The following is a 14,004-nucleotide window of genomic DNA, read 5'->3' as shown; positions in this document are numbered from 1 at the left end:
AGACTCCTTAGATCTTTTGACCTTGAGCACGAAGGTCTGCAACAACCTTTTCGATACCCAATTTGTCAATAATACGCATACCTTTAGTGGTTAAACGAAGACGTACAAAACGTTTTTCGCTTTCTAACCAGAAACGGTGGTGGTGCAGGTTCGGCTCGAACCGGCGCTTGGTTTTGTTGTTGGCGTGTGAGACGTTGTTACCAACGACTGGACGCTTGCCGGTAACTTGGCAAACCTTAGACATGGTGTAACTCCATTGATTCAGCCAACAGCAAATCTGTGGCCAGTCATACTAAATGTAAACGGATGAATTCATTCAAGGGGCGTTTTATACCAAAAATACGATTAAAAGACAAGCGAAATTGGTAAAAACAAGGCATGATTTAGTATAACAGATCATGCCTTGATCAGTTAGCGCAACAAGGTTTTCGAAATGAAACGATGAATAGGCTTATTGAACGGTGGAAGAATGTATTTAAGGCTATAAAGTTTTGGATTTGACATCACCGAACGCTCATGAGAAAGGCTAAAAAAGCCCTCTGGTCCGTGATATTTACCCATACCTGATGCGCCAATTCCGCCAAAAGGTAAATCATCTTGTGCAACATGGGTAATTACCATGTTAATTCCGAAATGCCCTGAATGGGTGTGCTGTGCAATATAGTCAGCTCTTGCTTGGTCATAGTCAAAATAATACATTGCTAAAGGGCGCGGACGACTATTAATAAACTCGATGACTTCTTCTATTTGGTCATATTCTAGAATCGGCAGAATAGGCCCGAAGATTTCATTTTGCATAATATCCATTGCAGTTGTCACACCAGTGACTAAAGTCGGTGCAATTTTACGGACATCATCTAAAATTTCATTTTGCGGGTTAATTTCAACAATACGTGCACCTTGATCACGAGCATTTTCGAGATAGCCCTGAATACGGTTGTACTGTTTATCATTAATAATAGAAGTATAGTCTTGGTTATTGCGGAAATGAGGGTACATTCCAGCCACAATCAATTTAAAGTTTTCAATGAACTCGGCAGTTTTGCCTCTTGGTAAGAAAATATGATCCGGTGCAACACAAGTTTGTCCAGCATTCCATAATTTTCCTACCGCAATACGTTGCGCTACATCTTTCATGTCCATTGACGCATGCACAAGGGCAGGAGATTTTCCACCTAACTCAAGAATCACGGGAACAAGGTTTTGAGCTGCAGCTGCCATTACTGTTTTACCAACAGAAGTTGAGCCTGTGAAAATCATTTTGTCAAAAGGCAAATGACTGAAAGCATCTGAGATAACGCCACCACCATTCACCACAGCCACTAATTCTTGTGGAAATGCTTCAGCTAGTGCACTTTCAAGGACTCGTCCAAAGTTTGGCGAAGCGCTAGAGATTTTGATCATTGCATGGTTGCCTGCAGCTAACGCACAGATCAAAGGCCCAACTGAAAGCAATAATGGGTAGTTCCAAGGTGTAATAATACCAATCACACCCATAGGTTGATATTGTACCCAACCTTTTGCAGGCTGATGTAATACACTAATATGGCGTTTTGATGGTTTCATCCACGCAGTTAGATGTTTACTGTAATACTTAATTTGCTCCAAACTGGTGAGTAGCTCACCAATTTTTGTTTCCATAACTGCACGATTGCCATAATCAAGGTTAATTGCTTCGGCAATCTGATCTTGATATTTTACCAAGACTCTTTTAAGACGAGCTAAACGATCAATACGCTCTTTAGCAGTGGGTACCGGATGGCGTAGGTAAGCCAGCTTTTGTTGTTCAAGCAAATCATGTAAATGCTTAACATCATAAGGAAGCTGAGTCTCTGGATTTGTTTTTGTTTGACTGTTCATCGGTACTTACCAAATATATTGATATACTTATTTTTTAGAGTAAATACTCTAAATAGTCAAGTCAGTTTATGTGTTCAAGTCTTAACCATGTGAATTATTAAAGGTTATTAAAATGTCTCAACCTAAAGCTCTGAAGACAAAGGACCGGATTTTACAAATCAGTTTGCAGCTTTTTAATGAGCGAGGTGAACGGTCGGTTACAACCAATCATATTGCTGCGGAGTTAGGTATTAGTCCTGGAAATTTGTATTATCATTTTCGGAATAAGCATGAAATCATTAAGGAATTAATGTACCAATATCAGGTTGAGACTCTGGACATGCTTTCTTTACCTGAAGACAGACCACTAACGACCAATGATAAAATCAACTATTTTCAAGTGTTAAGTGGTCAACTCTGGAGTTACCGTTTTATTCATCGTGATGTTTATCATTTAGTTGAAAGTAACGAAGACTTTAAAAAGATTTATCCGCGTTTTGCGGGGCAGGTAATGCAGCAAGGTCAAAAAATTTATCAAGCCTTTGTCGATGCTGGTCTTATGAAAATGACACCATCTGAAATTGAAGCGCTCATTATTAATTTATGGATTGTATTAACAAACTGGACAAACTTTTTATATATGTCTGGTCATATCAGTGACAATAACCATTTAGAAGAAAAATGGGTTTGGCAAGCTTTACGTCAAATGGTTTTCCTTGAAGGTCCTTATCTTATGGGAGAAAGTCGAGAGACTTACGAGCAGTTGCTTGAGTCATTAGGGCCTTCTGATCTATTTGCCAGCTTGTCGTCCTTAAAAGATGAATAGTTGTGCTTGCTTATTTAGAGCGCTAGAATACTCGGCTTATTAAAAATTTGACTCAATTAAGTGATATTAACCAAATGAATATGACCACTGCCAATACAGCCCGTTTACTGATTACTTGTGAAGACAAGCCTGGGATCGTACAGGCTGTATCGAGCTTTTTGTACCATCAGGGTGCAAACATTACCGCGCTTGATCAGTATGCGACGGAAGCTCAGGGCGGACGTTATTTCATGCGTGTGGAATTTGAACTTGATCATTTACAGTCACGTAAAGACGCATTAATTCAAACATTTGCTGCGAACGTTGCTGAGCGTTATAGCATGCAATGGCGCCTTGCTTTCGTAAACGATATTAAAAAGGTTGGTATTTTAGTTTCTAAAGTCGACCATGCTTTACTTGAATTATTGTGGCGTCATGCGCGTGGGTCGTTACCTTGTGAAATTACGCATGTGATTTCAAACCATGAAGACTTACGTGAATCTGTTGAGAACTTTGGTATTCCATTTACAGTAATCAAAGTCACTAAAGACAATAAAGCTGAAGCTTATGCGCAAATTGATGAAATGATGCAAGGCAATGATTTATTGGTTCTTGCACGTTACATGCAAATTCTAAGCGAAGATTTTGTTGCGAAATGGGAAATGAAAATCATCAATATTCATCACTCTTTCTTGCCAGCTTTTGTGGGTGCTAATCCATATAAGCAAGCTTATGAAAAAGGTGTGAAGTTGATTGGTGCGACAGCTCACTATGTGACTGCTGACCTAGACCAAGGCCCAATCATTGAGCAAGATGTTGAGCGTGTAAGCCACGACTATAATGTTGAGCAATTACGTGAGCTAGGTGAAGACGTAGAGCGTAATGTGTTGGCTCGCGCAGTAAAATGGCATTTGGAAGACCGTATTATTGTAGATGGTAATAAGACTGTTGTTTTTTAAATAACGCTTATTTTTAAAAGCACGCTTCTTGCGTGTTTTTTTATATCAAAAATATTATTGAAATGATATAACGTAACAAATTTAAGTAGATGTATGTTAGGATTTGGTCTATTCACAGTGAAATTAGTCTAACTATATAAGTGAGAGTAAATACATTGTGAATAAGAGATTCCATTTCATGTAACTATGGGAAAACAAAAGTAAAGACACTCAACTGATACAAATGAGCGATCTTGAGCAAATGTTTTTCTCAAAAAATAGTTGCAAATGAAAACACTTCTCATTTATTATTGTGGCACTTTATTGTTCTATCCGATGTTTGAAATCGTTTCTGTAAATAGAAGTCTGAAATCATCATCCATTAGGTAATTAGATTCTTATGAGTCAATCTTCCGCAGCCTTAAACTCTCCCAATCCGATGAAAAAGAAAGTCATCACGGCACTAATTGCGGTTGCAATTGGTCATATCGGGGTTTTATGGGCAGTTAGCCATATTAAGCCTGCTGAATTAAAGCCAATCGATAAGAAGCCTTTACAGGTACGTTTCGTAAAAATTCAAGAGCAACCAAAACCACTACCTCCTAAACCAAAGGAACCGCCTAAAAAGCCGGAACCTAAAAAAGAGGTAAAAGAAGTTAAAGTTGTTGAAAAGCCTGTGACACCACCGAAAAAAGTGGAAAAAATTCAACAGGTGAAAAAAGCTGAAACACCAAAAGAAACAGTAAAGACAGAACCTAAAGTTGAAACTAAAGTGGTGACTACGACGACAACTGTTACTGAAAAAGTCGTAGAAAAACCGAAGCCAGTGGTACAAGAAGCGCCTAAAGCTCAACCTGCTCCAGATCCATCACCAAAACGAGTTTCAATTGGTGGCTCGGGGGTACAGTGGAGTCGTTCACCACGTTTAACAGTTTCTCCAAAAGATTTACAAGGCGAAGCACGTTCTGTTGTTGTACTCATTGAAGCCGATGAAAAAGGCAAAATTATTAATGTACGAGTGACTAGAAGTAGTGGTATTTCAAGTCTAGACGACAAAGTTGTCCGTGCTGTTCGCGGTGCGAAATTTAAACCTTATATGGAAAATGGTGTTGCTTATCCAATTAGAGCAGAGCAACCCTTTGATTTAACCCCTTAAATGAATTTGAGTCCCAACGGCTAACCTTAATCAGGAGTTCAATATGAACTTTTCAATCTATTGGCAACATGCAGATGCAGTGAGTAAAACCCTGTATTTCATCTTATTGGCAATGTCGATTGCTACCTGGACAGTTTTCATCTTACGTTTGATGGGGACTCGCCAGTTAAAACAACAAGCTTATGCTCAACTTTCTCAGGCTATCTCTTCGCTAAAAGCAAAGTTACAACCTTTGAGTTTTGAACAGCGTAAAGCGGTTGCAGAGCAGGCATTACTTCGTCAGATTTCTGCTGAAAAAGCCAATGCTGATAAAGGTATTTCGGTTTTAGGAACGATTGCTTCAATTGCACCATTCGTAGGTTTGTTTGGTACGGTATGGGGTATTTTCCATGCGCTGGTTGCGGTAGGTAAAAGCGGACAAGCAGGTTTGGCTCAAGTGGCTACACCAGTAGGTGAAGCACTTATTATGACGGGTCTTGGTCTGGCAGTTGCGATTCCTGCGGTATTGGCTTACAACATCTGTGTACGTGCAAATCGTGGTCTTGCTCATGACTTACAAGATCAAGCGCATAGCTTGTTAATTGACACGATGTTGCAGCAAGACTCAACTGTAAAGTCTGACGTTAAAACTGCACAGCAAAGTTACGTTGGAGGTCAAGCTTAATGGCTTTTCAATTGGGTGAAGACCACGATAGTGGCATGAATGAGATGAACCTCATTCCGCTAATCGACATTATGTTGGTGTTAATGATCATCTTTTTGGTCACAGCAACAGTTGCCAACCCATCGATTCCATTAACGCTTCCTAAAACAACTGCTGAAATTATTGATCCACCACCAAAAGCAATTACGATTAGTATCAATGCAAATGGTGAAGTGGCTTGGGATACTCAAGTAATTAGCCTAGATGAGCTTCAAAAACGTTTTCAAGAAGCGGGTCAAGGTAATGTTAAACCAACAGTTCAACTTCGTGCTGATAAAGAGTCGAAGTACGATACTGTTGCACAGGTAATGTCTCGCGCCAGTGAAGCCGGACTGAGCGATATTGCCTTTGTCAGTGAAAACTAAAATTTAGTTTACTCAATAAAAAAGCAACCAATCTGGTTGCTTTTTTATTGTTCTGATTTATTGATCTTTCATCAGATGCTGGAATTTACTATATAGCTTAAGCAGCTTAGGTGGAATCGCAAAGTTGCAATAACCTTGTGAAGGATTCTTTGCATAGTAGTTCTGATGATATTCTTCTGCCGGGTAGAAGGTCGGGACAGGAGATAGCTCAGTCACAATATCAAGATCATCATTTTTTAGAGTCTGAATCGCGTGTTCCGCTGCCTGCTTTTGCTCTTCATTATAATAGTAAATAACAGAGCGGTATTGTGTGCCGATATCATTACCTTGGCGATTTAAAGTTGTTGGATCATGAGTCGCAAAGAACACGTCGAGTAACTGTGAGTAAGTTACTTGCTCTTCATCAAAGTCGACTAAGATCACCTCAGCATGCTGGGTGTCTCCTTGACATACTTCTTCGTAGGTAGGATTAGTTGTGTGCCCACCTGCATAACCACTAGTTACTTTTTCTACACCGCGTATTTGTAAAAATACAGCTTCGACGCACCAAAAACAGCCACCGCCAAATAATGCCTGTTGCATTGTTTTTCCCTCTATTTCCTGCCTATTACAATAGGGTTTATGTATTTAAAATACAAAGTAAAGCATGTATAAAAAAGTAAAGAAAAGTGCATTACTTATTTCATTTAGCTTTAGGTAAACCTTGTCGAACGATTTGAGAGAAGTGTTGACTACTCTGATCTGAAAGCTGTTCAAAATTTTCAGTACGTGGATTGATATGCGCAATTTGATACCACTGTTTTAAACTGATATTTTGATTGAGTGCTTTAAGATCATATAAATAATTAGGTAAGTAACCTGAAGCGATTAAGCGATAATCTTTAGGAAGTTCATAGGGGTTAATCGCTTGAACCATATCAAAGATTAAAGTTGTACAGTTACTCGTAAGCGTGTTGTACCACTTCGGTTCTGCACGTAGCTCATCCGATTTCTTAAGATATTCTAAAAATAGCGCTTTTTGCTCGCTACGTGGCATATTGACTGGGAAATTATAAACTTGCTCTTTACGGATGTTGCTACGCGTATAGACAATATCTTTTTCATCAGAAGCAATTAAGCTAAGTTCATATTTTCTAAAAAAACCACCAATTGCTGAAAACTCTTCAGTTTTTTCTTTGCGAATCTCTATTGAGAAGACCAAAGGTTGCTGATTCTTAAATTCGAAGCTCACCAGTGTGTGAGCAATTTGTGGTCCCATCCAGTAAGAGGCAATGATGTTTATGCCATTTAATTGCTTAAGATCAAATGTTCGGGTTTCCCATCGCACATCATAAGTTCCATCAGGATGCCAGTTGAAGTTACGAACATTGTGTAAAGTGATTACATCGCCGTGCTTTTCATAGCTCAGCATATTGGCAACTTCTGGGTTCCAGTCGCGATGTTGACGTGCAGTAATGGAAAAATACCAAACAAGAGAGCAGGCAAACGCTAGAAGATAAATCAGGATATCGGTACGGCGGCTAATAATATGACCTTCAACATATAAGCCCGCCATACTCAGTGCAAAAGCAATCCAGATACCGATGAGTATGCGGCTGCCTAACCATCCAAAAGGTTGTTGAACCCAGAGTGCTAGACATACCCAAATACTAGAGAACACAATAAACAGCGTGAATAGACTATGTAGAAGTCCAAAAAGTAGAGCAATAATAAATTCACGTGTTCCGATATTGTGCATAGGTATCCATAAAATTATTTTTTATAAGTGGCAAATTCGAATGAAGTTCCTGATTTTTCATCAACTTGCTGTTCACTTGCACTTTTATGAAATTCACTCGGTATTGTTGGATAATGTGCATCACCTTGCACATCTAAGTCAACATGAGTGAGTTCAAGACGGTCTGCAATTGATAAAGTTTGCTTGAATATCTCACCGCCACCAATGATGAACAATGCTTGTTTTTCAGTATTTTTTACATCTTCTAAAGCTGCGTTTAAAGCATCTTCAATTGAGTATGCAACTTTAACACCGTCAAATTGCCAGTTAATGTCACGGGTAATTACCCAGTTCACACGGTTTGGTAGAGCACGGCCCATAGACTCAAGTGTTTTGCGGCCCATGATGACCACACCGCCTTGGGTGATTTCTTTAAAGTGTTTTAAGTCGGCAGAAATATGCCATGGCAACGCATTGCCTTTACCAATACAGTGATTCTTGTCCATTGCCACAACGTGGACAACTTCTACATTTTGCCATGCCATAATCTTTATTCTCTAAACCGTAATCTAATGAAATTTAAGCCGTCGTTATACTGCAACTGGTGCTTTAATTGCAGGATGTGATTCATAACCTACAATTTCAATATCTTCAAATTTGAAATCAAACAAATCAGTTATTTCTGGGTTTAGTTTCAATTGGCACAGTGGGAAAGGCTTACGTGTCAATTGAAGTTTAGCTTGTTCAAAATGGTTAGCATAAAGATGCGTATCACCACCAGTCCAGACAAAATCACCAACACCTAAACCACATACTTGAGCAATCATATGGGTGAGTAGAGCATAACTCGCGATGTTAAAAGGTACGCCTAAGAACACATCGGCACTACGTTGATAAAGCTGGCATGACAACTTGTTGTCTTGTACAAAAAATTGGAAAAGCGTATGGCAAGGTGGTAATGCAACTTGTCCAGCTTCATTTGGGTTCCAGCCAGAAACAATTAAACGGCGTGAATTTGGGTTGGTTTTAATTTCATTAATTAACCATTTAATCTGGTCAAAACCATCTTGGTTATAAGTACCATCCGCCTTTTTTGTTGCACCGAAATTACGCCATTGATGACCATAAACAGGCCCAAGCTCATGTTCTGGGCGGCCAAAACGAGCAGTTTGTTCTGCTGTTGCCCATTCATCCCAAATTGAAACTTTATTGTCTTTTAGATATTGGACGTTGGTGTCGCCTTTTAAAAACCAAAGTAACTCAATCACGATAGAACGGAAATGAACTTTTTTTGTGGTGAGTAAAGGAAAACCTTTAGAGAGATCAAAACGCATTTGATGACCAAATACAGAACGGGTTCCTGTGCCTGTACGGTCGCCTTTGTCACCGCCATTATCAAGGATATGTTGTAGTAGGTCTAAATATGCACGCATAACACTCTCGAGTTCGGATTAATTCCATCAAATAAAAGGGGAGATGGTTTATGGATCGATAAACCGTGGAAGATAATAGCATGGTTTAATGATACGTAGGAAAGCGCGCCATAGTTTGCAATCAAAATCGTTTCGCACGATTTTGATAAATTGAAACAAGAAAAAAGCCAACCAGTACAAAACCTAGAGCTTGTATCGTTGCGATCCAATTGTGTTGAGGTGGCAGCACCCACATCACGATAGCAACAATAATGAGAGGATAAATTTTAAGTAGCAACTGAAAGTTAGATTTATGTGAGCTACGAACTGAAATTTTTGTTTTTAAATATTGTCCGAAGTGAAGTCCAAAACCTAACACAAGACTCAGAATAGTGTAGGTCGGCGATAAGGGCTGAGCTTGATTGGCTGCATAAATTGCAACACAAACTACAATAATAAAGATAAGTTTGATGTGGCGCGGAGCGTTGTACCAATAAGCCAACATATATCAAGCCTATTTATTAAAAAGTGATTGAGGTGAAAAGATAAAAGCTGCAAGTGCCATAAAAGCAATTCCTTGAACACCCCAGACCAGCAAGTTCGGCATTGTTTTAACAAAAATAAGTGCAAATAACAGTGCGATAGGGATCCAAGTCAGCAGGCGGTAAAGCAAGCCAGTCGGATTTTTTTGAGCAAAATGTAATTTAAAATAGCGGCAGATTAAAAAGATAACACCTGTTCCAGTAAACATGAGAATCGTATCTAAAGGCAAAGGTTGGTATTGATATAGTCCAATACAAATAGCCAAAGTAATAATTAAAATCACTAATTTTTTAAATGTCGGGACTTGTGTGTCAAACCAGAATTCCAGCATGGCATATCTTCATTTTTGGGAGAGTAAAACTGTAGCATAAAAAAGAAAAGAGGAGCCGAAACTCCTCTGATTTATCATATTAACTGTTCTTTTGTGGACCCCAGTCATAAATTTTCTTTTGATAGGCATACCACATCATCCAAAGGCCAATCAGCAACATTGGAACGGTGAGGATTTGTCCTTTAGTCATCCAGCCAAATAGAATAAAACCTTGGTCCGCATCGGGTTGACGGAAGAATTCCATCACAAAGCGTGCAACGCCATAACCCATTAAGAATAAAGCAGAAACTGCCATACGTGGACGTGGTTTTGAACTAAACCACCACAAGATAATAAATAGGATTAAGCCTTCACAGATTGCTTGATAAATTTGTGATGGATGGCGTACCAGTTGTAATGGATCAGTTGGGAAGATCATACCAAATGGGTAATTAGGATCAGTTACCGCACGGCCGTATAACTCTCCGCCAATGAAGTTACCAAAGCGTCCAAACATCAGGCCAGTTGGTACACATGGCGCAATAAAGTCGAGCGTTTGGAACCATGTTTTTTGGTACTTTTTACACCAAAATAACATCGCAATCATGACGCCTAAAAAGCCGCCGTGGAAACTCATACCACCTGTCCAGACTTGAAAGAGCCAAATCGGGTTTTCAAGGAATTTATCAAACTCATAGAAAAGGACATAGCCGACACGACCGCCCAGAACGACACCTAAGGCACCATAAAACACCAGATCGGAAACCATGTCCGATGTCCAGCCATCACGCTGTTTGGCACGGTAGGAAGCAAGCCCCCAAGCACATAAAAATGCCAATAAATACATGAGTCCATACCAATGAACTTGAAGAGGTCCTAGATGTATTGCGACCGGATCGATATTAGGATAGGTCAGCATTGCTGCTCCTTGATCTTACGTTTTGACAGATTGTAGCGGAATGATGTGAAAAATGTTGTACATTCAATGTGTAAAGATAGGGAATAAGAAAAGATGTGTATTGTCGCTTTAGCATGGCATGTTCTGGATGATATGCCCTTGTGTCTTATGTCAAATCGGGATGAGTTCTATCATCGACCAACCGCATTATTGCATCAATGGGATCATACGCCGATTATTGCAGGGCAAGACTTACAGTCGGGCGGTACTTGGATGGGAATAACACCTCAAGGTCGATGGGCTGTGTTAACCAATTTTCGTGATGGACGAGATCAAAAGTCATATGAAACTTCTCGGGGCCATTTGGTTCAGGCTTTTTTAGAGTCTGATTTATTGCCGATTCGATTTGCTCAAGAATTAGAACAGCAGCAACAGAATTTTGCTGGCTTTAACTTGTTTATGGGAAATGCGGATCAAGCGGTTTATATGAGTAACCGTGGTGAAGCTCCACAAGTATTGGCTAACGGTGTGTATGTGGTTTCGAATGGCTTGATGTCTGAACATTGGGAGAAAACTAAACATTTACGAACACGCTTTACCCAAGAGTTCTTGCCTATGCTTCAGCATCAGACAGAAGAGTTAACTTTACAGCACGCGGCGTGGGATATTCTTGAAGATGAGCGTAAAGTTACGACAGCATTACTACCCAATACAGGCATCCAGCCAGAAATGGAAGAGTTGTTATCTTCAACCTTTATTCAAAGTCCTGTGTATGGAACACGTTGCTCAAACTTTCTAAGAATGACCAATAATGAATGGCTTTGGTTGGAAAAGACCCAACAAGGCGAGCATAGTGGACAAATTGTGCAGCAGCAGGTTCTCTTAAATCGATGATAATAAAAATGCCGATCAATTGATCGGCATTTTTAATTACTTAAGAATTAACCCGCGATCACACCGCCATCTTTACGGGTAATCACCACAGTTGCTGAACGTGGACGTGCAGTTTTATTGTTAGGATCTTTTTGAGTTGCAGGCCAGTTACTGTCTGGTGTTGCGTAACTTTTCGAGTCTTCACCAGGATGTTGAACATTAATAAAGATTGCTTTGTGGTCAGGTGTCATGGCAATGCCTGTAATTTCACATTGCTTTGGTCCAACCAAGAAACGGCGTAGTGTTGAATCTGTAACTTTAGCACCGACTAGCGTTTGTTGGCCATTTGACGTAGTTGCAGTACCACCATCGCCAATTTGACCAGGTAGTGCAGCAAGCATCATACAGTTAGTAACATCGGTGTAAGCACCATCATCTGTTTGAATCCAAAGTACACCACGTGGGTCAAACCACATCCCGTCTGGAGATGACAAATCATTATTGTCGGTTAGGCCAGATAAGTTGATGTTTGAAGCCATTGATGCTTCTGCACCAAACAGATAAATATCCCACTTGAAGGTTTCGGCAGCGGTTTTGTCATCAGTTTCTTTAAAACGGATAATGTGACCGTTAACGTTACCCTTTTGCTCTTTAGTGCCGTTGTAGAGGTCTGTGTAGTTACGTGGATTTGCAGCATCGGTCGCGTAATCTTTACCACGATTTGAGTTGTTGGTTAGAGTGACATAGACTTCGCCATTTACTGGATTGACTGTACACCATTCTGGACGGTCCATTTTGGTAGCACCGACTGCATCACCCGCTAAACGTGCAAATGTGACAACGTCCGCTTGAGATTTAAATGGGTAAGTGGTGTTGGTTTCATTTAAGCCATTTTTGCCATAAGCAAGTTCAATCCATTGACCTGTACCATCGTTATTAAATTTGGCAACATACAATTTGCCCGCGTTCATATATTTGTCGCCAGCTGTATAGCCACGATTTACATCTTTGGCATCCCACACTGCGGTAGAGACAAACTTATAGATGTACTCACCGCGAGAATCATCACCCATATAAAACGCTAATGGCTGACCTACTACAGCACGGCAAGCACTGTCTTCATGAGCAAAACGGCCTAATGAGGTACGTTTAACTGGATTTTGACGTCCATCAAATGGATCAATCTCAACCATCCACCCGAATGTATTTGGACCGTTACGATAATCTTGGGTAGCTTGTGCAGTTTTTACATCAGCATTCCAGCGATCATATAAGTCTTGTGACTCTACTTGACCAATTGCTGTTTCCCAGCCGTAGCGTGAACTTGTGCCTAAATAAATTTGGCGCCCTTGTTCATCAACGTTAGGGATGAACTCACCATTTTTATCTTTTAAGTAAATGATATTGCCATCTTTATCTTTTTTAGGAGCACCTTTTTCATCTTTCTCATACAAATAAGGTTCATCTTTTTTAACACCTAAACCATAACGTTTTAATGCAATTTTTTCTGCATCTGTACGTGCATATTCATCACTACCTGAACGTTGGAAATAACCAATAAAGTTTTCTTCAGTAGTTAAGTATGTGCCCCAAGGCGTATAACCGTTACCGCAGTTATTATGAGTGCCACGAGTTTGACGACCAGCTGGTGAGAAGCGAGTTGCAAGCAGGCTTGAATCCGCTGCAGCACCCGCAAACTCCATAACTGTAGAAGCTGTAATACGACGATTAAAAATAGAGTTTTTATCAATTGTTACTTTTTGAGTTGCTGCATCTTTTTTGATGTGAACAATAGATACGCCATGTGCATTAGTTTCACGGATGACTTCATCTTCAGGGCGGCGTCCATCAACTTTTGTTGGGCCTTTGGGGTGAAGGAATGTTTGGTTGATATATTCGTGATTCATCACCAATAAACCTTCAGCTGAAACACTTTCATCAAAGTTTTTTGTTGAAGCATTTAAACCAAAGAAATGCATGCCGTCATGACAGTCGCCAGAGCGAAACTGGAAGCTTGGGCCTGATGGAATATTATTGTCATCCCAATCTCCAACTCTTGGGTTGATTGAATCACCTAAAGCATAAATGACATTCGCTTCATAACCTTCAGGTACAGTCACAATATCGTTATGGTTTTTCGCAACTGCGGTAAAAGTTAATTTTTCTGGTTTTTTATTTGGATCTACTGGTGTGGTCCCACCGTTGTTTGAACCTGAGTCATCATTACTATCATTACAGCCTGTTAAAGTAGAGGCTAAAGTTAGTGCTACCGCACCGCTTGCTGCTTTAGTAATTAAACTACGGCGACTTACATGTTGTTCTAAAATGTCACGAAAGTGGATATTGTCAGAAGTATTATTGTCCAGTTCTTGATCTTCATGATATGGCGTCAGCTCTGTCATGGGAAATTCCTAAGTAAATAAAGAGATTGTTCTAAAAGTCTTC

16 protein-coding genes are annotated in these 14,004 nt (G+C 39.9%); 6 read left to right on the top strand and 10 right to left on the bottom strand.

The genetic code is table 11. The features are described 5' to 3' along the window. Positions 1-7: 7 nt before the first annotated feature. Entirely contained in the window at positions 8-244 is a 237-nt protein-coding gene (rpmB, locus tag POD11_RS09840; protein ID WP_000048256.1) for a 50S ribosomal protein L28, read from the bottom strand. 167 nt (positions 245-411) lie between these two features. Continuing rightward, positions 412-1,860: a coniferyl aldehyde dehydrogenase gene (locus POD11_RS09835; protein ID WP_002115149.1), complete on the bottom strand. Its 1,449-nt coding sequence runs from the start codon at positions 1,858-1,860 to the stop codon at positions 412-414. A 112-nt stretch (positions 1,861-1,972) separates the two neighbouring features. Between POD11_RS09835 and POD11_RS09830 the strand changes: the two genes are divergently transcribed. From POD11_RS09830 to POD11_RS09810, 5 genes are all read left to right on the top strand, one after another. Further along, positions 1,973-2,665, top strand: a complete 693-nt coding sequence (locus POD11_RS09830; protein WP_262457074.1) for a TetR/AcrR family transcriptional regulator — start codon at positions 1,973-1,975, stop codon at positions 2,663-2,665. A gap of 74 nt (positions 2,666-2,739) precedes the next feature. Next, complete coding sequence (purU, locus tag POD11_RS09825) at positions 2,740-3,603, top strand: formyltetrahydrofolate deformylase (RefSeq protein ID WP_016142280.1); 864 nt, start codon at positions 2,740-2,742, stop codon at positions 3,601-3,603. A gap of 379 nt (positions 3,604-3,982) precedes the next feature. Further along, a complete protein-coding gene (locus POD11_RS09820) occupies positions 3,983-4,738 on the top strand; it encodes an energy transducer TonB (protein ID WP_032054359.1) in 756 nt (251 codons plus the stop codon). Between the two features lie 43 nt (positions 4,739-4,781). Further along, entirely contained in the window at positions 4,782-5,402 is a 621-nt protein-coding gene (locus POD11_RS09815; RefSeq protein WP_016142278.1) for a MotA/TolQ/ExbB proton channel family protein, read from the top strand. Then, on the top strand, positions 5,402-5,806 hold the full coding sequence (locus POD11_RS09810; RefSeq protein ID WP_262457073.1) for an ExbD/TolR family protein: 405 nt from the start codon (positions 5,402-5,404) through the stop codon (positions 5,804-5,806). Before POD11_RS09815 ends, POD11_RS09810 begins: the two co-directional genes overlap by 1 nt. A 57-nt stretch (positions 5,807-5,863) precedes the next feature. On the opposite strand, the gene msrA is transcribed toward POD11_RS09810, so the two are convergent. From msrA to lgt, 7 genes are all read right to left on the bottom strand, one after another. After that, a complete protein-coding gene (gene msrA / locus POD11_RS09805; RefSeq protein ID WP_262457072.1) occupies positions 5,864-6,388 on the bottom strand; it encodes a peptide-methionine (S)-S-oxide reductase MsrA in 525 nt (174 codons plus the stop codon). A 100-nt stretch (positions 6,389-6,488) separates the two neighbouring features. Next, a complete protein-coding gene (locus POD11_RS09800) occupies positions 6,489-7,544 on the bottom strand; it encodes a DUF4105 domain-containing protein (RefSeq protein ID WP_262457071.1) in 1,056 nt (351 codons plus the stop codon). Positions 7,545-7,558: 14 nt separating this feature from the next. Continuing rightward, the gene (locus POD11_RS09795) at positions 7,559-8,068 is read right to left on the bottom strand and encodes a dihydrofolate reductase (protein ID WP_262457070.1); all 510 of its coding nucleotides are present in this window, start codon (positions 8,066-8,068) and stop codon (positions 7,559-7,561) included. Positions 8,069-8,113: 45 nt separating this feature from the next. Then, complete coding sequence (thyA, locus tag POD11_RS09790; RefSeq protein ID WP_262457069.1) at positions 8,114-8,956, bottom strand: thymidylate synthase; 843 nt, start codon at positions 8,954-8,956, stop codon at positions 8,114-8,116. 121 nt (positions 8,957-9,077) lie between these two features. Further along, a complete protein-coding gene (locus POD11_RS09785; RefSeq protein WP_262457068.1) occupies positions 9,078-9,440 on the bottom strand; it encodes a hypothetical protein in 363 nt (120 codons plus the stop codon). Positions 9,441-9,449: 9 nt separating this feature from the next. After that, on the bottom strand, positions 9,450-9,809 hold the full coding sequence (locus POD11_RS09780; RefSeq protein ID WP_031947294.1) for a hypothetical protein: 360 nt from the start codon (positions 9,807-9,809) through the stop codon (positions 9,450-9,452). A 79-nt stretch (positions 9,810-9,888) separates the two neighbouring features. Further along, positions 9,889-10,707, bottom strand: a complete 819-nt coding sequence (gene lgt / locus POD11_RS09775) for a prolipoprotein diacylglyceryl transferase (RefSeq protein ID WP_016142272.1) — start codon at positions 10,705-10,707, stop codon at positions 9,889-9,891. A 93-nt stretch (positions 10,708-10,800) separates the two neighbouring features. Between lgt and POD11_RS09770 the strand changes: the two genes are divergently transcribed. Beyond that, a complete protein-coding gene (locus tag POD11_RS09770) occupies positions 10,801-11,580 on the top strand; it encodes an NRDE family protein (protein WP_239968295.1) in 780 nt (259 codons plus the stop codon). Positions 11,581-11,627: 47 nt separating this feature from the next. Here POD11_RS09770 and POD11_RS09765 read toward each other — a convergent pair whose 3' ends face one another. After that, on the bottom strand, positions 11,628-13,961 hold the full coding sequence (locus POD11_RS09765; protein WP_262457067.1) for a PhoX family protein: 2,334 nt from the start codon (positions 13,959-13,961) through the stop codon (positions 11,628-11,630). Positions 13,962-14,004 lie beyond the last annotated feature (43 nt).

This window comes from Acinetobacter sp. P1(2023) (genome assembly GCF_028367635.1).
Taxonomy (GTDB): Bacteria; Pseudomonadota; Gammaproteobacteria; order Pseudomonadales; family Moraxellaceae; genus Acinetobacter; species Acinetobacter pittii_E.
Note: the sequence above shows the minus strand (reverse complement) of the source record. Positions and strands in the feature narration are given on the sequence as shown.